Below are 20,287 nucleotides of genomic sequence, written 5' to 3' on the forward strand. Positions count from 1 at the left end.
GCATCTGAACGTCTGAGGGGTCATCGCAGTGGGTCACATCCTCGCGATCGATGAGGGCACGACCTCGACCCGTGCGGCCGTCCTCGATGAGGGCGGCCGCACGGTCGCCTCTGCCTCGCGCGAGTTCCGTCAGTCGTTCCCGCGACCCGGATGGGTCGAGCACGATGCGCTGGAGATCTGGCGGGTCACCCGCGAGATGATCGGACAGGTGCTCGGCACCTCTCAGCTCACCGCATCGGATGTCGACTGCATCGGCATCACCGACCAGCGGGAGACCACTGTCGTCTGGGATCCCACGACCGGACGTCCGCTGGCGCCTGCGATCGTATGGCAGGACACCCGGGGCGAAGAGATCGTCGCCCGCCTCGCGGACCGCGCCGGGGACCGGATCACGGAGATCACGGGTCTGCCTCCGGCGACCTACTTCTCCGCGGTGAAGCTGCTGTGGCTGCTGGAGTCCGATGAGGGGATCCGCCGCGCGGTCGATCAGGGACGCCTGCTGTTCGGCACGATCGACTCGTGGCTCATCTGGAACCTCACGGGGGGCGTCGACGGAGGGCTCCATGCGACCGACGTGACGAATGCGTCGCGCACGATGCTCATGGATCTCACCACGCTCGACTGGTCAGAGGAGATGCTCGCCCTCACCGGCGTACCGCGTGACATCCTGCCGGAGATCCGCCCGTCGATCGGGGACTTCGGCACGGTCGACGAGCGCCACCTCCTGGGGGGCGTGGCCATCACGGGGGTCCTGGGCGATCAGCAGGCGGCTGCGTTCGGCCAGTGCGCCTTCACCGCCGGCGCTACGAAGAACACGTACGGGACAGGTTGCTTCCTCCTCACGAACACGGGCACGGTCATCGAGCGCGCCAGCGGCGGCCTCATCTCCACCGTGGCGTTCCAGCAGACCGGGTTCCCGGCGCAGTACGCGCTGGAGGGCTCCATCGCCGTCGCCGGTTCCCTGGTCCAGTGGCTGAGGGACAACCTGGGGATCATCCGCGATTCCGCGGAGGTCGAGGCGCTCGCGGATTCCGTGGAGGATTCCGGGGACGTCTACTTCGTGCCCGCGTTCTCGGGGCTCTACGCCCCTCGCTGGCGCGCCGACGCCCGTGGAGCGATCGTCGGGCTCACGCGATATTCGACGAAGGCCCACATCAGCCGTGCTGCGCTCGAATCGACCGTGTTCCAGACGACCGAGGTCATCGAGACGCTGCGCCGCGATTCCGGCTTCGCGATCGACGAGATCCGCGCGGATGGCGGGATGGCCGTCAACGACGCCCTCCTGCAGTTCCAGGCGGACATCTCTGATTGCACCGTGGTGCGCGGAGGGATCGAATCGACGGGGATCGGTGCGGCCTTCGCCGCCGGGATCGGCCGCGGCATCTACTCCGGCACGGAGGACGTGGAGTCACTCTGGGAGGAGACGGGCCGCTGGGAGCCGTCGATGCCCCAGCCGGACCGTGCGCATCGTCGTGCGCGCTGGGAGGCCGCGGTCGAGCGGTCCCTGGGTTGGGTGCCCCCTCAGGAATCGCTGGGCACATAGCCGGCACGCAGGTCCACCGTCTGCGGGAACGGCTCCCCCGCGATCCAGGCGTCCCAGTGGGTGAGGTACTGCTGTGCGAGTCGGTCGGTCCAGCCCTCTGTGTCACCCGACAGGTGCGCCGTGATGAGTGTGTTCGGGGCATCCCACAGGGGGTGACCGGGCGGCAGCGGCTCGGGATCGACGACGTCGAGGCCCGCACCGGCGATCGTGCCGTCCGTGAGCGCGGCCAGCAGATCGTCCGTACGCGTCGACGCGCCCCGTCCGATGCTCACGAAGCGCGCGGTGCTCGGCAGCTGCGCGAACACGGGGGCATCGAACATCCCACGGGTCGCATCGGTGAGCGGTGCCGCGTTGATCAGCCAGTCGACATCGGACAGGTGGTCGCGCAGATGCGCGGAGTCGATGATCTTGGAGAAGTCAGCGTCCCCCGGGCGCGCACGGGTCGCGGCCCCCACGACGTCCACGCCGAACGCGCGCAGGAGCCGCGCTGTGCGTCTGCCGATGCCGCCGGTCCCCACGATGAGCGCACGGGTGCCCGCGACCGTCTCCGTCTCGCGGCGGTGCCACACGTGGTCCCGCTGGAGTTCGAGGCTCTCCACCGACTTCTTCGCGAACATGAGCACGACGCCCAGGACGTACTCCGCGATCGCCTGGTCGAAGACGCCGTGCGCATTCGTGACCGTGGCGCCGGAGTCGACCAGCCCGCGGAAGCGCAGCGAATCGACGCCGGCACTCGCCGCGTGGACCCACGACAGCCTGTCGGCGGCGGGCAGCGCGTCTTCGAGCGCGGTCGAGAAGAAGTCCCACATGAGCAGTGCGTCTGAACCCGGCAGGGCTGAGGCGAGCGTGTCCGCCTCGACCCAGCGGACCTCGGCGTCGGCGCTCAGCCGGTCGAAGACCGCGGGTCGGGGCTTGTCCGGGCTGGTCAGGATGGTGAGGATCGTCATATCGTCATCCTCTCACCCGCGCGTCGTCGGGTCGCGGTCGCTCTCACCATCGAGCGGGCCGGCCGTCACCGTCGACCGGGGCGCCTCCGCCGCCTCGATCGTCGTCGCAAGGGGCTTCGGGTCGATGAAGCACGCGATCACTGCGCCGATCAGTGTGAGCGGCGCCACCCACAGGAAGAGAGGTGTGAGCGCGTCGTCGTACGCGGTGACGACGATGTCGTACAGCGGAGCCGGGAGATGCGCCACGATATCCGGGGTGAGGCTGTTCGCGGAGCCGATGTCCCCCGCACCGCCGGGCACAGCGCTGAGGCCCGATTCGAGGTTGGCCATGAGCCGCGAGGTGAACAGCGTCCCCACGAGCGACATGCCGAGCGTGCCGCCCACCTGCCGGAAGTAGTTGTTCGAGGCGGTCGCCGTGCCGACCATGCGGACGGGGAAGGAGTTCTGCACGATGAGGACCAGCTGCTGGAGTGCCAGGCCCAGCCCGGTGCCGAACACCGCGAGGAAGCCCATGAGGACCCCGACGGATGTTCCGGGCTCGACCGTCGACAGCAGCACCAGTCCCACCGTGGCGGTGAAGAGGCCGGCGATCGGGTAGCTCTTGTAGTGACCGGTCCGAGCGATGAGGAAGCCGACGCTGGTGCCGACGACGAGCATCGTGGCCATGAGCGGGATCATGGACAGTCCCGCGTTGGCGGGTGAGAGCTCGTGGGTCATCTGCAGGTAGGTCGGCATGTAGGAGATCACTCCGAACATCCCGACGGACAGGCTGATGCCGGCGATCGAGGCGAGCGTGAAGTTGCGGTCCTTGAAGAGCCACATCGGAATGATGGGCGCCTTCACCCGCAGCTCCACGACGACGAATGCCGCCGCCGCGAGTACCCCGGCGCTGATGAGTCCGATGATCTCCGGGGACGCCCAGGCGAACTGGGTGCCGCCCCAAGCGGACAGGAGGACGACCGAGCTGGTGAACACGGCGATGAGCGCGAGCCCGAGCACGTCCACAGAGCGCTCTCCCGTGCGGGTGCTCGCGTCCTCCCGGAAGAAGAAGATCGTCGAGATGATCGCGAGCACACCCAGGGGCAGCGACAGCAGGAACGCCCAGCGCCATCCCGGACCTTCCGTGAGCCAGCCCCCGATCAGCGGTCCCGCGACGGACGAGACCGCGAAGACGGACCCCATGATGCCCATGTACTTGCCGCGCTGGCGGGCGGGCACGACGCCCGCGATGATCGCCTGCGACAGGATCATCATCCCGCCGCCGCCCACGCCCTGCACGATCCGGCCGGCGATGAGCCATCCCATCGTGGGCGCGAGGAACCCGATGAAGGAGCCGCCGATGAAGATCGAGATGGCGGCGATGAAGAAGGCCTTGCGTCCGAACTGGTCGCCCAGTCGGCCGTATGCGGGCATGAGGATGGTGGAGGCCAGCATGAAGCCGGTCTGCACCCACAGCATCTGGCCCACACCGTTCAGCTCGCCCACGATGGTGGGCAGGGCGGTGGCCAGCACGGTCTGATTCAGCGAGAACATGAACATCGCGAGCATCAGCCCGACGAACAGGGCGACGATCTGCCCGGTCGACGGAGTCCCGGATCCCTCGCCGCCGGCGGGAGTGTCCGATCGTGGTCCCGCAGCGGGCTTCGGCGAGTCGTCGAGTGCGAGGGCGCGTCTCAAATTCTGATGCCTTCCAGGACTGTGCGGAACAGAGTGAGGGAGTGATCGAACCGATCGTGCAGGTTCTGAGGGGCGGGGTCGTCGGCAGGATCGCCGTGCGCGGGAGGGGCTGTGGGGATCACGAACGAGTGGCGCAGCGGAGCGAGCGCGATGAGGACGATCATCCGCACCACGTCCCGCGCAGTGGTCCCGTCCGGCAGATCCAGGGCCGAGATCTCATCGGCGAGTCTGGGTGTGAGCGCATCGATGAGCATCGTGGCAAGGGCGCTGCCCGCATCGGCATTGCGCTGCACGAGCGCGGGATTGCGCATGAAGAGGACCCTGCGCATGCGTTCGGTCTCCTCGTCGCCCAGTGAGCGGGAGAGGATGTCGCGGATCAGATCGGCCGTCGTCTCGAGCACGCCGGCTGAGAAGTCCGTCGACGCGAGGGCGTCACGGACGAGCTGCTCATCGGGGCCGCTCGTCGCCGTCCCGATGATCGCGTCCTCCTTGCTCGCGAAGTAGTTGAAGAAGGTCCGCTGGGAGATGCCGGCCTCATCCGCGATCTGGGCGACGGTCGCCGCGTCGAGTCCGCGTTCGCAGGACAGCCGCACTGCAGCGCGATGGATCGACTCGCGGGTCCGGCGCGCTTTGCGATCGCGCAGGGACTCGCCTTCTCCGGGGACACAGCTCGTTGTACTCACAGTCAACGATTCTGCACCGTATGCATCCTTGCATCAAATGCAAACGTGCAGTGAGTGCAGGATATGCGTCACGCCCTGTGGTCCGGAGCACAGTCCTACATGAGCTGTCGGATGCGCGCCCTCTGCTGTTCGAGGATCTGCAGCTGGTTCAGCAGAGCGGAACTCGTCTCGAGGTCCGTGGGGTCCGTCCGCTGCAGGCGCGAGTGCAGTTCGGAGGCGATGCGGGCCATGTCCGAATCGAAGAGGCGCGCGATGATGCCGCGGGAGTACCGCTCCACACCGGCTGCGTCCTCAGCGGGCAGCGGTTCCACCGCCAGTGCGCCCACCAGTGACCGCACCCGCTCGTCTCCGCGACCCGACGCAGTCTCCATCACCCGCTCCGGCCACCCGGCCGGATCCGTGAGGCCCGCGCGGATGCCGCCCGACTGCTGCATGCAGACGTGGACGTTCCGCAGATCGGGGTGGGTGAACACCTCGCCGTTGAGTCCGTCGAAGAGCGTCGCGTTCACGAACTGCGGCTGCTGCAGGGCCACCTGCAGCGCGCCTCGTTCGATCCGGACCGCCACCGGGTCGAAGTCGGGGACCGCCGAGGCTGCACTGCCCAGCTGTTCGGCGTACTCCTCGATCCGTCCGGCGGTGCCGGACTCATACGGGCTGGAGGGTGATCCGACACCCTGTGCAGGCGCCGGAGCCGAGCGCTCCCAGCCGCCTCGACCGGAATGCTGAATTCCGGACTGCTGAGCCCCGGACTGCCGAGGCCCGGACTGCTGAGCCCCCCGGCCGGCCTGCCGACCGCCCCTGCCAGACGACGGCGAATCGGGCCGCCGCTCTCCCGTGCGACCACGGCCGCCGGACGCGGGCTTCGCGCGCCGGACGGCCTCGGCGACCTCCTCCATCCCGACGCCCAGTCGGCCCGCCACGAGGCGTTCATAGCCGGGCCGCATCGCTGCATCGCGGATGGAGGCGACGACGGGCGCCGCCGCGCGCATCGCCCCGACGCGGCCTTCGACCGTCGAGAGGTCGAAGCGGGAGATCGCCTGCGCGATCGCGAACTCGAAGAGCGGCCGTCGACCGTCGACGAGGTCGCGCACTGCGGCGTCGCCCTCCTCGGCCCGCAGGTCCGAGGGGTCTCGGCCTCCCGCCTCGACCGCGACGAACGTCTGGGCGACGAACCGCTGCTCGAGTTCGAAGGCCTTGAGCGCAGCGCGCTGTCCGGCCTCGTCGCCGTCGAAGGTGAAGACGACCTCGCCGGATCCGGAGGCCTCGTCACCCAGCAGACGACTCACGACCTTCGCATGATCCTCTCCGAAGGCGGTTCCGCACGTCGCGACCGCCTGGCCCACACCCGCCAGGTGCGCCGCCATGACGTCGGTGTACCCCTCGACGACCACGACCCTCTTCGTCCGGGCGATCTCCCGCTTCGCGAGGTCGAGTCCGTAGAGGACGTGCGCCTTCCGATAGAGCGGAGTCTCCGGGGTGTTGAGGTACTTGGGACCCTGATCGTCGTCGTAGAGCTTGCGGGCGCCGAATCCGATGGTCCGTCCGGTGACGTCCCGGATGGGCCACATGATGCGCCCGCGGAAGCGATCGTAGATGCCGCGGCGTCCTTCGGACACCAGGCCCGAGGCCGTGATCTCCTCCGTCGTGAAACCGCGCCCGCGCACGAACCGCAGCAGATTGTCCCAGCCGCGCGGGGAGTATCCGACGCCGAACCGGTCGAGCGACTCCGCGTCGAAGCCGCGCGCCGCCAGGTACTCGCGTGCGGTCTGGGCCTCCGCCTCGCCCAGCTGGAGACGGTAGTACTCCTCTGCGACCTGGTGCATCTCGATGAGTCGCTGGCGACGTCCGACCTCTTCGCGCGGCGGGCCCTCGCCCTCCTCATACCGCAGCTGCACGCCGACGCGCTCGGCCTGTCGCTCGACCGCCTCCGCGAAGGTCACTCCGTCGAGCTTCTGGAGGAACGTGAACACATCGCCGGACTCACCGCAGCCGAAGCAGTGGTACATGCCCACCTGCGTGCGGACGTGGAATGACGGAGTGCGCTCGTCGTGGAACGGGCAGAGTCCCTTGAGCGAGCCCACTCCCGCGGTGCGCAGCGACACGAACTCGCCCACGACGTCGTCCAGCCGGGTGCGGGAACGGACTTCGTCGATGTCCTCCCGCTTGATGAGTCCCGCCATCAGAGCAGGTCCGCCCGGCCCGCGCGCAGCCGGTGGTAGTGCGTCCACGCCGAGTGGTCCGTGAGGGAGGCCAGCTGATCGACGACGGCGCGCAGACGCTGCGCGTCCGTGTCCGCATCGCGGTGATCCGCGGTGTAGAGGGGGTCCATGGCCTCCGGATGCTCACCGAAGTACTCCGCGACCGTCCGCAGCACGTCGGCCTGGATCTCCTGGAGCCGCAGCCGGTCTTCGGCCACCATGACGGTGACGGTCGCCAGCCCCTTCAGCACTGCGATCTCCTGCATGGACGCGTCAGGCACGACGAGGCTTCCCGCGTACCGGCCCAGCGGACCCCATCCGAACTCCTCGCGCGTCGCGGCCTCGGCGGCAGCGGCGAAACGGCCGATCAGCTGGCTCGTCATGTGCTTCAGCGACGCCTGGTCGCGGCGGCTGCCGCTGTACTCGTCCCCGGGCCAGTACGCGGCGGCCCGCAGCCGGTCGAGCGCCCTGACGATGTCCTCGTCGCGGGCCTCCGGCAGGTACCAGGCGCGGGTGATGTCGATGAGGCCCGCCATGGCGTCGTCTCCTGAGAACTCCTCGAGGCGGAGGTGCCCGGCGACGATCGCGTCCTCGACATCGTGGACGGAGTAGGAGATGTCGTCCGCGAGATCCATGATCTGGGCCTCGAGGCACCGCTGCGCGTTCGGATGACCATCGCGGTAGAAGTCGAAGACCTCCTGATCGTCTTCGTAGACGCCGAACTTCCGCACCCGCGCGCCTTCCCGCCCTGCGGGTGCGTCGCTGCGCGGCCAGGGGTACTTCGTGCACGCGTCGAGGGTCGCGCGGGTGAGGTTGAGGCCCGCCGGTCCGCCGGCGTCCGTGACGACCTTGGGCTCCAGGCGCGTCAGCACGCGAAGGGTCTGAGCATTGCCCTCGAAGCCGCCGATATCCGTCGCGAGCGCGTCGAGGACCGTCTCCCCGTTATGACCGAACGGCGGGTGGCCGAGATCGTGGCTGAGGCACGCGGTGTCGACGATCTCCGGATCGCAGCCCAGGTAGCGGGCGAGCTCACGACCGACCTGCGCCACTTCGAGCGAGTGGGTCAGCCGCGTGCGGACGAAGTCGTCGCTGCCCGGGGACACCACCTGGGTCTTCGCCCCCAGGCGTCGGAGGCCCGATGAGTGGAGCACGCGGGCGCGGTCCCGCTGGAACTCCGTGCGCCGCGGGTTCTTGGGCGGCTCGTCGACCCAGCGTTCACGGTCGCTCGAGCCGTAGTCGAACACGGGAGTCGAGAGGTATCCGGTCACCACGTCAGCCCCCCGAGATGTCGAGCTCGGCTTCGGCCAGCTCTGCATACCAGGAGTCGCCCATCTGCCGGGAGTCGAGCCATCCCTCCGGCAGGTGCGGGCGCTTCGCACGAGTGGTCCGGCCGCGCGAGCCCTCGGCCGCCTCTCCGGGGTAGGGCTGCGTCGGGTCCAGTTCGCCCAGCAGGGCATCGAGCTCGTCGAGCGACGACACCTTCGCGAGGCGGCTGCGCAGGTCACCGCCCACCGGATACCCCTTGAAGTACCAGGCCATGTGCTTCCTGAGGTCGCGGACCCCCATGAACTCGTCCTCGTAGTGCTCGACCATGTATTCCCCGTGCCTGCGCACTGCGTCCGCGACACCGCCCAGGTCCGGCTGGTTGCGCAGGGGGTTGCCCGAGAGTGCGTTCTCCAGGTCGCCGAAGAGCCAGGGGCGTCCCTGGCAGCCTCGTCCCACCACCACACCGTCGCAGCCGGTCTGCTCCATCATCGACAGCGCGTCCTCCGCGGCGAAGATGTCGCCGTTGCCGAGCACCGGGATCGAATCGCCCGCGAGCCGTGCGACCTCGTCCTTGAGCGTGGCTATAGCAGTCCAGTCCGCCGTGCCGGAGTACAGCTGTGCGCACGTCCTGCCGTGGAGGGTGATCGCAGAGACGCCCGCATCGACGGCGGTGCGCGCCGCATCGAGGTACGTGAGGTGGTCGTCGTCGATGCCCTTGCGCATCTTGATGGTCAGCGGGACGCCTCCCCGGGAGGCTTCGCGGACGGCGGTGTGGACGATCGAGGAGAAGAGGTCCGACTTCCACGGCAGGGCCGACCCGCCGCCCTTCCGCGTGATCTTGGGCGCCGGGCACCCGAAGTTCAGGTCGATGTGGTCGGCGCGATCCTCCTCGACCAGCATCCGCACTGCCTGTCCCGTCGTGACCGGGTCGACGCCGTAGAGCTGCACCGACCGCGGAGTCTCGAACGGCTCGTGGTGGATGATCCGCATCGTCTTCTCATTGCGTTCGACGAGGGCGCGGGTCGTCACCATCTCCGTCACGTAGAGGCCGCCGCCGTACTCACGGCACAGACGGCGGAAGGCGGTGTTGGTGATGCCGGCCATCGGTGCGAGCACGACAGGTGAGGTCAGCTCGATGTCGCCGATCCGCAGTGCGGGGCGGGCAGAGGCATCGGTTCGGGGTTCGGTCACAGCAGTCACCGCATCATTGTCTCCGATCGGTCAAACCGTCCCCACCCCACCCGTCTCGCGATCGCCCCGTGCGGCTGACAAACGGACATGCCGGTGACAGAGTTGACGCGTGATCGTGTCCGTCCTCCTGGCTGCCGTGCCGCTGCTCGCCGTCGTCACCCTGCTGGCGCTGGGCCGCGGCGCCGTGACCTCCTCACTCGCGGGCCTGGCACTCGCCCTGGGCCTGGGGATCGGCGTCTTCCCCGTCGCGGTGGGGACCTTCGCCGCCGAGGGCCTCGGCTTCCTCCCCGTCGTCGTCGAGGTGACGCTCATCCTCCTCACGGGCGTGGTGCTCGCACGGCTCCTGGGAGCACTCGGCGCGATGGCCCGGATCAGCGACTGGGTGCTTGCCGCGTCACCCGGGGCGACGGCCGGGGCGGTGCTCGTCGTGTTCGGCATCGTCCCCTTCGCCGAGTCGGTGACGGGATTCGGCATCGGCATCACCGTCGGCATACCGATCCTCGTGCACCTGGGCTTCGGCATCCGGAAGGCGAGCGTCCTGGGTCTGCTGGGCATGGTCGCCGCACCGTGGGGCGGGCTGGCGCCGGGAGCGAAGGTCGCGTCCGGGCTCCTCGGCATCCCGCTCACCGAGCTCGGCATCGCCACGGCCCACTACAACGTCCTCCCGGTGTGCGTCGTCGCTGCCGTGCTCACCTTCGCCGTGCGCGACAGGCTCGCGGGGCTCCTCTACAGCCTCATCGCCGGTGCCGTGCTGAGCATCGGGCTCTGGGGCTTCAACTCACTCATCGGCACGCCGCTCGCCGGTGTCCTCGCCACACTGCTCGTCGTCGCCGTCCTCCTGCTCGTCTTCCGGATCGGCGGAGCACGAGCGACCTTCGACCGCGAGCTCGCACTCGCACTCGTCCCCTACGGCGTCCTCACCGTCGGGCTCCTGGTCTGCAGCGCGATCGCCGCAGTCTGGCCGCACCCGGTCACGACGCTGCTCACGTCCCCTCCGGTCTGGCTGGCCGCCGGCTGCATCGCCGCGATCGTGCGCCTGCTCAGCCGGGGACCCGGCGCCGGAACCATCCTGCGCGAAGGCGTGCGCGCGTGGGTCCCCGTCGGCGTGGCGACCGCATCGTTCATGGTGATGGGCTGGTCGCTGTCCGTGTTCGACATGAGCACTCGCATCGGAGAGGCGCTGTCCGCCTTCGGCGTGTGGACCGTCCCCGCGCTCGGCATGGTCGGCTCGATCCTCGCAGGCTCCATCACGGGCTCCCTGTCGATGTTCGCGACGACGTTCGGATCCATCGCGTCCATCACGGACACACCGGTCCTGCAGGTGGTCGCCGCCGGCATGGCATCGTCGGGGCTCGCCAATGGAGCCTCCCCGGCACGGGCGGCGCTCGCCGTCACGATGGCACTCGCCGCGCTTCCGACGGCGGACCGCTCCCCCGATGCTCACGATGTCCCGGATGCTCGAGAGGCCGCAGATGATTCCGACGCCTCCGACGGTCCGGACTCGGCCCACTCGGCGGAGCCGAGCCCCGCAGGAGCACCGGCGGACGCGGCGCACACGCGTGAATCGCTCGAGCGCTCCGTGCTCCTCTGGACCGTCGGCCTCTCCGCCGTCAGCGCGGCCTGCGTCGCCGTCGCCCTCACCCTCACGGTCTGAGTCCGACAGGACCGCCCGACCGGACAGCCCGCCCGCACCCTCACCGTCCGACCGGCCGGACGCAGAACGGCCCCGCGCACGGTGAGTGCACGAGGCCGCTGCTCCGACCGACCGATCGGAGAATGCCGGACGTATCCGACCGCGTCAGCTCCCGCCGAGCAGTCCTGCGGCGATGTAGGCCGGAACGTCGGCGATCGCCACGCGCTCCTGCGACATGTCGTCGCGCTTGCGGATGGTGACCGCGTCGTCATCGAGCGAATCGAAGTCGTACGTGATGCAGAACGGTGTGCCCACCTCGTCCTGGCGACGGTAGCGACGGCCGATCGCACCGGCGTCGTCGAAGTCGACGTTCCAGTTCTGGCGCAGGGTCGCCGCCAGCTCGCGCGCCTTGGGGCTCAGCTTCTCGTTGCGCGACAGCGGCAGCACCGCGGCCTTGACCGGAGCCAGCCGCGGATCGAGCTTGAGGAAGGCGCGGGTGTCCGTGCCGCCCTTGGTGTTGGGGGCCTCATCCTCCGTGTACGCGTCGACGAGGAAGGCCATCATCGCGCGGGTCAGACCGAAGCTGGGCTCGATGACGTACGGCGTGTAGCGGTCGCCGCTCGCCTGGTCGAAGTACTGGAGCTTCGTCCCGGACTCGTCCGTGTGGCGGCCCAGGTCGTAATCGGTGCGGTTCGCGATGCCCATGAGCTCGCCCCAGTCGGACCCCTGGAATCCGAACTTGTACTCGATGTCGATCGTGGCGTCCGAGTAGTGTGCGCGCTCGCCGTCCGGCACGTCGAAGCGACGCAGGTTGTCCGGATCGATGCCGAGGTCGATGAACCAGTCCCAGCAGGCCTCGACCCACTCGTCGTAGAACCGCTTCGCGTCCTCGGGGTGGACGAAGAACTCGATCTCCATCTGCTCGAACTCACGGGTGCGGAAGATGAAGTTGCCCGGGGTGATCTCGTTGCGGAACGCCTTGCCGATCTGGCCGATGCCGAAGGGCGGCTTCTTCCGCGACGCCGTCACGACGTTGTTGAAGTTCACGAAGATGCCCTGTGCAGTCTCGGGGCGGAGGTAGTGCAGGCCCTCTTCGTTGTCGACGGCGCCCAGGTAGGTCTTCACGAGTCCGGAGAACTGCTGCGGCTCAGTCCACCTGCCCTCCTGGCCCGTCTCCGGGTCGCGGATGTCGGCCAGACCGTTGGCCGGCTCGCGACCGTGCTTGGCGACGTAGGCCTCGATGAGGTGGTCGGACCGGTAGCGCTTGTTCGTGTGGAGGGATTCGACGAGCGGATCGACGAACGTCTCGACATGCCCGGACGCCTCCCAGACGCGGCGCGGGAGGATGACGGAGGAGTCGAGCCCGACCATATCCTCGCGACCGCGGACGAAGTTCTGCCACCAGAGTGCCTTGATGTTCTCCTTGAGCTCCACTCCCAGCGGACCGTAGTCCCATGCGGAGCGGGACCCTCCGTAGATCTCACCCGCCTGGAAGACGAATCCGCGCCGCTTGGCCAGGGTGATGACGGAATCAAGGGTCGATGCCACTGAAGTGCTCCTCTTGGGGGTCGGTGTGAACGGCTGGCTGCTGTTCGATCGGACACAACCCTACCGATTGTGGCCTCTGCGTGCGTCCCGGGCGCCGCACCCCGTGTAGGATTCTCACGCGGCCTCCGTGCATGAGACGAGCACCTTCGGCCGAATCCCGCGCATCCGCCATCCAAGACCTCTGCGGTCGTGCGCGCGCTACGTCTTAGGAATGAGCTCAACCATGCCAGAAGCACCCCACACCATCGACGCCGAAACCCCGGCGGTCCAGCCCGACGACCAGGAGCCGACCGCGACAGCCGCCGAGGCCCCCACCGGCTTCGCCGCGATGGCCCTCCACCCCGCGGTCGCGGCCGCCGTGAACGACCTGGGCTACGAGACCCCGTCGCCCATCCAGGACAGGACGATCCCCGCGCTCCTCGAAGGTCGGGACGTCATCGGCCTCGCACAGACGGGCACCGGCAAGACTGCCGCGTTCGCCCTCCCCACTCTCTCCGCGATGGCGGAGCTCGGCCGTGCCACCGACGGACCGCACGCCCTCGTGCTGACCCCCACGCGTGAACTCGCGATCCAGGTCGCCGAGGCCTTCACGTCCTATGCCACGCACCTGTCGGACTTCTCCGTCCTCCCGATCTACGGCGGACAGGCATACGGTCCGCAGCTCGCGGGCCTCCGTCGCGGCGCCCAGGTCGTCGTCGGCACTCCCGGCCGCGTGATCGACCACCTCAAGAAGGGGTCGCTCAAGCTGGGATCCCTCCGCCACCTCGTCCTGGACGAGGCCGACGAGATGCTCAAGATGGGCTTCCAGGAGGACATCGAGGAGATCTTCGCCGCGACGGCCGGCTCTCAGCGCCAGGTCGCCCTCTTCTCCGCGACGATGCCCGGGTCCATCCACCGGATCACGAAGAAGTACCTCGACAGCCCCGTCGAGGTCCGCGTCGAGTCGAAGACGACGACCGGCCCGAACATCCGTCAGCGCTACCTCACCGTCATGCACTCCCACAAGCTCGACGCCCTCACGCGGGTGCTCGAGATCGAGGAGTACGACGCGATCATCATGTTCGTCCGCACGAAGCAGGCGACGGAGGATCTCGCAGACAAGCTGCGCGCACGCGGGTTCACCGCCTCCGCCATCAACGGCGACGTCCCTCAGCAGACGCGTGAGCGCACCGTCGAGCAGCTGCGCGGCGGCAAGATCGACATCCTCGTCGCCACCGACGTCGCAGCCCGCGGACTCGATGTCGAGCGCATCGGACTGGTCGTCAACTACGACATCCCCCACGACACCGAGTCCTACGTCCACCGCATCGGCCGCACCGGTCGTGCGGGACGCTCCGGTGAGGCGATCCTCTTCGTCACACCGCGCGAGACCCACCTGCTGCGCCAGATCGAGAAGGCCACCCGCCAGCCGGTCGAGAAGCTCGAGCTGCCGACGGTGGAGCAGCTGACCAACAGCCGGATCGCACGCTTCGCCGGCCGGATCACGGAATCGCGGACCTCCTCGGACCTCACCGACATCCGCCCCGTCATCGAGGACTACATCCAGGCGCACGACGTCACCGCCGAAGAGGTCGCTGCCGCGCTCGCCGTCCTCGTGCTCGACGGCGAGTCGCTCATGGCAGAACCGCTGCCCGAGCCCAAGGCCCGCACCACGAACACCCGGAACGAGCGCCACGGCCAGAAGTCGGGGATGCGCACCTACCGGATCGCAGTGGGACGCAATGACCGTGTTCAGCCCGGCGGCATCGTCGGTGCGATCGCGAACGAGGGCGGCCTGACCTCCGCACAGATCGGCGCGATCGACATCCGCACCACGCACTCACTGGTCGACCTGCCGGAGAACCTGCCCGATGGCACGCTCAACCGTCTCTCGCGCACCAAGATCCAGGGCCGACCCATCGATCTGCGTCCCGACAAGGGACGCCCGGGTCGCCCCTACAACAAGCGCTCGAACGACAGCGGCGGGTACCGTGGTGATCGTGACGCCCGCAAGCCCGGGCGCCCGGGGGGCCGTGACGTGAGCCGCGCGGACGCGAAGAAGAGCTTCCGCCGCAACGACTGACGCGCGAGGGCCTACCCGCGCAGGACGGCAGCGCGGCAGGACGGAGGAGGCGACGATGCAGCCACAGGTGGTGTCGCTCCACCGGTTCCCCGTCAAGGGGTTCCCTGCAGAGGACGTGACGCGCGCCCACCTCGAGCCGGGGGCAGGAGTCCCCGGCGACCGTGTGCTCGCGGTATCGGACGGCACCGCCGGCACGGTTCCCGGAGCCTGGAACCGCTGGTCGCGCTTCTTCGCTCTCAAGAAGCGTCCCGCCCTCGCCGCGTGGTCGGTCCGCACGTGCGATGACGGAGCGGTGGCACTCACTCCTCCCTCCGTCAGTGCACCGATCGTCATCGACCCCGCTGATCCCGACTCGCGCTCCAGCGCCGCGATCGACATCGCCGCACACCTGCCGGCCGGACCCGGACCCGTCGACGTGGTCACCGCCTACGCACCCGCAGCCCCGCAGGGGATGTTCGACTGCGAGCAGGGCCATGTGAGCCTCATCTCCCTGGCGACGGTGCGCGCGCTCGAGGCCCAGACGGGGAGCCGGATCGATCCCCTGCGGTTCCGGGGCAACCTGCTGGTCGACGGATTCGAACCGCTCGCGGAGTTCGACCTCGTCGGGTCGATCGTCCGCATCGGTGAGGCGCGCGTGCTGATCCGCTCCACGATCGAACGGTGCAGTGCGACGACCGTCGGCCCCCGCACTGCAGTCAGCGACATGGGGATCCCGCGCATGCTCGCGAGCGAGTTCGGCCACATCCACTGCGGCGTCTACGGCACCGTGCTGTCCCCCGGTCGCGTGCAGCCGAACGATCCGATCACAGTGGAGTCCGACACCACGGACCATCCTCTGCCCGTCGGCACGGGGCCTCGCACCATGGTCGTCACCGACTCCGGTCCGCTCGAGGACGGCCGGCACGCGCTCCGACTCCGCGATCCCTATCGCTGGTTCGCCGCCGGGTGGGAGCCGGGCCGCCACGTCCGCGTCCACCATCAGGTCGAGGGCCGTCACACGTGGCGCACCTACACCGCTGCACTGGTCGACGAGTCGGAGTTCTCCGTCATCGTCGGCGTCCGGGGCCCGGTCTCCACGGCGCTGACCCACCTGACCCCCGGTGACCGCCTCACCGTGTCCGGCCCCTTCGGCGCCCTCACCGCGGCACGCGTGCTCACGTCCGAACGCGAGGCCGCAGCTGCCTCTGCCCCCGCTGCCGAGGCCCCCACACGCGGGGCCCCCACTGACGGCATCGCGCTCGTCACGTCGGGAGTCGGCCTCACCAGTGCACTGTCGCTGCTGCCGGGACTCCCGGACGGCCTCCCCGTCCGGCTCCTCCATATCGACCGCGGGATCGACGAGGGCGCACGCGTCACCATCGATGCGCTCACGCGCCTCACGGAGTCTCGTGAGCGCACCCTCACGACATGGGACACGGCAGTCCGCGGCCGACCGGCCCGGGCAGACCTCATCGCAGCGGTGGCCGGTGCCTCGACCGCGGTGGTCTGCGGTGGAGCGCAGTTCGTCGCGGCGGCGACCGCGGCGTGCGAAGCCGCGGGCATCGCGCCGGACCGCATCCACCGCGAAGCATTCTCCTCTCCCGTGGACGATCTCACCGACCGGCTCGCAGGCTACGAACCTGCGGTCATCCGACGACCGGACGGCACGCGCCTGACGTGGGTGCCCGAGGACGGGACGCTGCTCGATGCACTCGAGGCCGACGGTGCTCGGATCCCCTACACCTGCAGGTCCGGTGCGTGCGGCACGTGCACGATCGCGGTCGACGACCCGGCACGCACCGTCCGCGTGCTCGATGCGACCGCGGATGCGGGACCAGGACGAGTCCTGAGCTGTTCGACCGTGCCCGTGGGCGAACTCAGGGTCCTCGACGAGGGCTGAGCGCCTCCGTCAGGCCAGCAGCGATCGATACTGCGGGAACCGCTCCATGTACCGGTCCACGTAGCTGCACATCGACCGGATCTTCGCGTCGTCCTGCGAGAACCGCTCGAGTGACTCCGTCACGAGCGTGCGAGCCCAGCCCTGCCGCGCATACGCCTCGTCGATGATCGTGTGGAGGATCGTCCGCACGTCGCCGTCCATCCGGTACTCGAGGAATCCCACGAGCACAGGGACGTCCTCGTGCACATCGTGGATGACGATCCGGCTGCGTCCCTTCTCCTCGGTGACTGCGTACGGCGTCGCCACCTTCGTCGGTTCGGCCATCTGAACCTCCACTCCTCCGTCAGTCGGTGCCCTTGTCGGGCGCGGTCGTCGCGGCGGTCTTCTGCGACATCCTCTTCTCAAGGTATCGCGCGATCGCGGCCACCACCATGTTGATGATGATGAACAGCACAGCACCCACGATGAACGTGGGAAGCAGGTTGTTGTAGCTCCTCCCGATCGCATTCACCTGGTACAGCAGGTCCTGATACGTGACGATGAAGCCCAGCGCCGAATCCTTCAGCAGCACGACCACCTGGGCGATGAGCGTGGGCATCATCGCGCGGACCGCCTGGGGCATGAGGATGAGCCGCATCGTCTGCGAACTCCGGAGGCCGATCGACATCGCAGCCTCGCTCTGTCCGCGCGGCACCGCCAGGATCCCCGCGCGGATGATCTCTGCGATCACCATGCCGTTGTACAGCGTGAGTCCGAAGACCACGGACCAGAAGGACCCGATCTCATTTCCGAACACCAGGAACATCGCGAAGATCAGCAGCAGGACGGGCACACCGCGGAACACTTCGAGCACCAGGGTCGCCGGCAGGGACACGGCCTTCTTCGGCGCGAGGCGCAGCAGAGCGAAGACCACCCCGACGACGAGCGCGAGGATCGTTGCGACGATCGCAACCTTGATCGTCGCCCACATCCCCGCGAGCAGCGTCTGCTGGATCACCGCGTACGTGAACGGCTCCCACTTCGCGTACTCGAGCTGGCCGGCGTCGGAGAACTTCCAGACGACGAAGGCGATGAGGCCGAGCAGCAGGACCACGGACACGACGGACAGGATGACGTTGAGCCGGCGGGCACGAGGGCCGGGCTCGTCGAACAGGACCTGGGTCGGTGCGCTCATCGGAGGATCACCATCCTCTTCTCGAGGTAGGCGAAGACGCGGCCGAGCCCCAGAGCCAGCACGAGATAGATGAGCGCGGTGGCCAGCAGGAGCGGGATGACGATGTCTCCGCGGACCTCGATCGCGTTGCGCATCGCGGAGATGAGCTCTCGGTTGTTGAACGCGGATGCGATCGAGGTGTTCTTCAGCATCGCGATGATCACACTGCCCAGAGGCGGGATGACGGTGCGGAACGCCTGCGGCAGCACGACGTAGCCGAGCACCTGGCCGAAGCCCAGGCCCACCGCGCGGGCGGCTTCGGCCTGACCCACAGGAACCGTCGCGATGCCGGACCTCAGCGTCTCTGCGATGAAGCACGAGGTGTACGCCGTGAGTGCGATGCATGCCAGGACGAACGAGTTCATCCCGGCGGTGCTGCCGAACCGGATATCGAGGTACGGAAGGCCGAACACGCAGAAGAACATCACCAGTGTGAGGGGGGTGTTCCTCACGACGTCGACGTACGCGGCGGCGGCGCCTCGCAGGATCGGGACCGGGGACACGCGCATCGCCGCGAGGATCGTTCCGCCGATCAGGCAGCCGATCAGTGTCACGCCGAACAGCGCAAGCGTTCCCCAGGTCCCGCTGAGGAACGTCTGGATGAGCGGATTCACGAAAGCCTCACGTTCTCGAATGGTCGTGTCGGCCCGGCGGTCGCACCGTGCGACCGCCGGGCCTCACCGGCGAACCGGGGCGCAGGCGCAGAGCCGAGCGGGATCAGTACCGATCGACTTCTGGCTGCTCGACGCCGGAGGAGTCACCCAGGGTGTACTCGAACGCCTCCGTCCACGTGCCGTCCTCCATCGATGCCTCGAGCGCGTCATTCACCGCATCGCGGAGCGCGTCGTCGCCCTGGGGCAGACCGACGCCGTACGGCTCGTCGGTGAAGGGGTCTCCCACGACGGAGAACTCGCCCTCGTACTGAGCCGCATAGCCGCGGAGGATCGCGTCATCGGTCGTGACCGCGTCGACGGATCCGGACTGGAGGTCGGTCACGCACTTCGAGTAGGTGTCGTACGTGACCAGCTCCGCGTCCGAGTACTCGTCCTCGATGTTCTGGGCGGGAGTGGACCCGTCGACGGAGCAGACCGTCCTGCCGGCGATGTCATCCGGGCTCGCGATGTCCGAATCGGCCGCGACGAGGAGGTCCTGGCCGGCGACGTAGTACGGCCCGGCGAAGTCGACGACCTGCTTCCGCTCGTCGTTGATCGTGTAGGTCGCGACGACCAAGTCGACGTTCCCCTGCTGGAGGAAGGGCTCGCGGTTCGCGGAGACGGTCTCAGTCCATTCGATCTGGTCGGGGCTGAAGCCGAGGGACCCGGCCACGATCGTGGCGATCTCGATGTCGAAGCCCTCCGGGACGTCCGAACCCGGCTCCTGGTTGCCGAGTCCCGGCTGGTCCTTCTTCACACCGATGGTGAGGCTGCCGGCGGAGTTCGCGGCCTCCCACGTGGGGCTCTCCGACAGATCGACGTCGTCGGCGACGTCGTATTCGGGGGCTTCTCCCCCACCGCCTCCGCCCGCTGCGGGCTCAGGCGCGCCCTCCTGGCCGCATGCGCTGAGTGCGAGCATTCCGACTGCGGCGCCGGCGATGATCGTGCTGAGCTTCTTCATGGTCTGTCTCTCCTTCTGGGGATTCGTGCCCGTCGACGGCGACGGACGGGGTGCGCCGGCGGGAGGTGTGCGGCCCGCCGTCGGGATCACTGGGTGAGCAGCTTCGAGAGGAAGTCCTGCGCGCGATCGGACTGCGGGTTCGTGAAGAACTCCTCCGGCTCCGCGACTTCGACGATCTCGCCCTCGGCCATGAACACGACGCGGTGGGCCGCCTTCCGTGCGAAACCCATCTCGTGGGTGACGACGACCATCGTCATGCCCTCGTCCGCCAGCTCGACCATCGTGTCCAGGACTTCGTTGATCATCTCGGGATCCAGGGCAGAGGTCGGCTCGTCGAAGAGCATGAGCTTGGGCTTCATCGCGAGCGATCGGGCGATCGCGACGCGCTGCTGCTGTCCGCCCGACAGCTGGGCAGGGTACTTCTGCGCCTGGTGCTCGACACCGACGCGCGCCAAGAGCTGCATGGCCAGTTCTTCCGCGGCCGCCTTCTTGAGCCCACGGACCTTGAGCGGGCCGAGCGTCACGTTCTCCAGGATCGTGAGATGGGCGAACAGGTTGAACGCCTGGAAGACCATGCCCACATCCGAACGGAGCCGCGCGAGGCCGGCTCCCTCTTCGGGGAGCTTCTGCCCATCGATCGTGATGGAACCCCCGCTGACGGTCTCCAGTCGATTGATCGTGCGGCACAGGGTCGACTTCCCCGAGCCGGAGGGACCGATCACAACGACGACCTCACCGCGGGAGACGTGCAGGTTGATGTTCTTCAGGGCCTGAAAGTCCCCGAAGAACTTGTCGACGTCCTTCATCTCGACAAGAGCATCGCCCGTGTCGTG

The 20,287-nt window shown here is 68.5% G+C and carries 16 protein-coding genes; 4 read left to right on the forward strand and 12 right to left on the reverse strand.

The features are described 5' to 3' along the window. The first annotated feature begins 28 nt into the window (after positions 1-28). Positions 29-1,543: a glycerol kinase GlpK gene (glpK, locus tag BJEO58_RS03120; protein WP_101587646.1), complete on the forward strand. Its 1,515-nt coding sequence runs from the start codon at positions 29-31 to the stop codon at positions 1,541-1,543. Here glpK and BJEO58_RS03125 read toward each other — a convergent pair. The 6 genes from BJEO58_RS03125 to dusB all read right to left on the reverse strand — a co-directional run bounded on the left by BJEO58_RS03125 (position 1,522) and on the right by dusB (position 9,514). After that, entirely contained in the window at positions 1,522-2,490 is a 969-nt protein-coding gene (locus tag BJEO58_RS03125) for a D-2-hydroxyacid dehydrogenase (protein WP_101587648.1), read from the reverse strand. The genes glpK and BJEO58_RS03125 overlap by 22 nt on opposite strands. 12 nt (positions 2,491-2,502) lie before the next feature. Further along, positions 2,503-4,167, reverse strand: a complete 1,665-nt coding sequence (locus BJEO58_RS03130) for an MDR family MFS transporter (protein WP_246076008.1) — start codon at positions 4,165-4,167, stop codon at positions 2,503-2,505. After that, positions 4,164-4,850, reverse strand: a complete 687-nt coding sequence (locus BJEO58_RS03135) for a TetR/AcrR family transcriptional regulator (protein ID WP_101587650.1) — start codon at positions 4,848-4,850, stop codon at positions 4,164-4,166. Before BJEO58_RS03135 ends, BJEO58_RS03130 begins: the two co-directional genes overlap by 4 nt. A 95-nt stretch (positions 4,851-4,945) precedes the next feature. Then, entirely contained in the window at positions 4,946-7,030 is a 2,085-nt protein-coding gene (dnaG, locus tag BJEO58_RS03140) for a DNA primase (RefSeq protein WP_101587651.1), read from the reverse strand. Continuing rightward, complete coding sequence (locus BJEO58_RS03145) at positions 7,030-8,319, reverse strand: deoxyguanosinetriphosphate triphosphohydrolase (RefSeq protein WP_257904196.1); 1,290 nt, start codon at positions 8,317-8,319, stop codon at positions 7,030-7,032. Before BJEO58_RS03145 ends, dnaG begins: the two co-directional genes overlap by 1 nt. Position 8,320: 1 nt before the next feature. Further along, positions 8,321-9,514 carry a tRNA dihydrouridine synthase DusB gene (gene dusB / locus BJEO58_RS03150; RefSeq protein ID WP_101587654.1) on the reverse strand — a complete coding sequence of 398 codons (1,194 nt, stop codon included), beginning with the start codon at positions 9,512-9,514 and terminating at the stop codon, positions 8,321-8,323. 100 nt (positions 9,515-9,614) lie between these two features. Here dusB and BJEO58_RS03155 point away from each other — a divergent pair, with 100 nt between their 5' ends. Then, on the forward strand, positions 9,615-11,159 hold the full coding sequence (locus BJEO58_RS03155) for an L-lactate permease (protein WP_101587656.1): 1,545 nt from the start codon (positions 9,615-9,617) through the stop codon (positions 11,157-11,159). 144 nt (positions 11,160-11,303) lie between these two features. On the opposite strand, the gene BJEO58_RS03160 is transcribed toward BJEO58_RS03155, so the two are convergent. Beyond that, on the reverse strand, positions 11,304-12,686 hold the full coding sequence (locus BJEO58_RS03160; RefSeq protein WP_101587658.1) for a glycine--tRNA ligase: 1,383 nt from the start codon (positions 12,684-12,686) through the stop codon (positions 11,304-11,306). A 223-nt stretch (positions 12,687-12,909) separates the two neighbouring features. On the opposite strand from BJEO58_RS03160, the gene BJEO58_RS03165 reads away from it, so the two are divergent. Both BJEO58_RS03165 and BJEO58_RS03170 read left to right on the forward strand, forming a co-directional pair. Beyond that, a complete protein-coding gene (locus tag BJEO58_RS03165) occupies positions 12,910-14,748 on the forward strand; it encodes a DEAD/DEAH box helicase (protein WP_101587660.1) in 1,839 nt (612 codons plus the stop codon). Positions 14,749-14,803: 55 nt separating this feature from the next. Continuing rightward, complete coding sequence (locus BJEO58_RS03170; RefSeq protein ID WP_101587662.1) at positions 14,804-16,627, forward strand: 2Fe-2S iron-sulfur cluster-binding protein; 1,824 nt, start codon at positions 14,804-14,806, stop codon at positions 16,625-16,627. A gap of 9 nt (positions 16,628-16,636) precedes the next feature. On the opposite strand, the gene BJEO58_RS03175 is transcribed toward BJEO58_RS03170, so the two are convergent. The 5 genes from BJEO58_RS03175 to BJEO58_RS03195 all read right to left on the reverse strand — a co-directional run bounded on the left by BJEO58_RS03175 (position 16,637) and on the right by BJEO58_RS03195 (position 20,260). Then, positions 16,637-16,951, reverse strand: coding sequence for a GNAT family N-acetyltransferase (locus BJEO58_RS03175; protein ID WP_101587664.1), 315 nt, complete (start codon positions 16,949-16,951; stop codon positions 16,637-16,639). A gap of 19 nt (positions 16,952-16,970) precedes the next feature. After that, positions 16,971-17,801, reverse strand: a complete 831-nt coding sequence (locus tag BJEO58_RS03180; protein WP_101587666.1) for an amino acid ABC transporter permease — start codon at positions 17,799-17,801, stop codon at positions 16,971-16,973. Further along, positions 17,798-18,454: an amino acid ABC transporter permease gene (locus BJEO58_RS03185; protein ID WP_180951804.1), complete on the reverse strand. Its 657-nt coding sequence runs from the start codon at positions 18,452-18,454 to the stop codon at positions 17,798-17,800. Before BJEO58_RS03185 ends, BJEO58_RS03180 begins: the two co-directional genes overlap by 4 nt. Positions 18,455-18,557: 103 nt before the next feature. Next, entirely contained in the window at positions 18,558-19,454 is an 897-nt protein-coding gene (locus BJEO58_RS03190; RefSeq protein WP_101587669.1) for a glutamate ABC transporter substrate-binding protein, read from the reverse strand. An 86-nt stretch (positions 19,455-19,540) separates the two neighbouring features. Next, complete coding sequence (locus BJEO58_RS03195; protein ID WP_373270402.1) at positions 19,541-20,260, reverse strand: amino acid ABC transporter ATP-binding protein; 720 nt, start codon at positions 20,258-20,260, stop codon at positions 19,541-19,543. Positions 20,261-20,287: the final 27 nt, after the last annotated feature.

Source organism: Brevibacterium jeotgali, from assembly GCF_900169175.1.
GTDB lineage: Bacteria > Actinomycetota > Actinomycetes > Actinomycetales > Brevibacteriaceae > Brevibacterium > Brevibacterium jeotgali.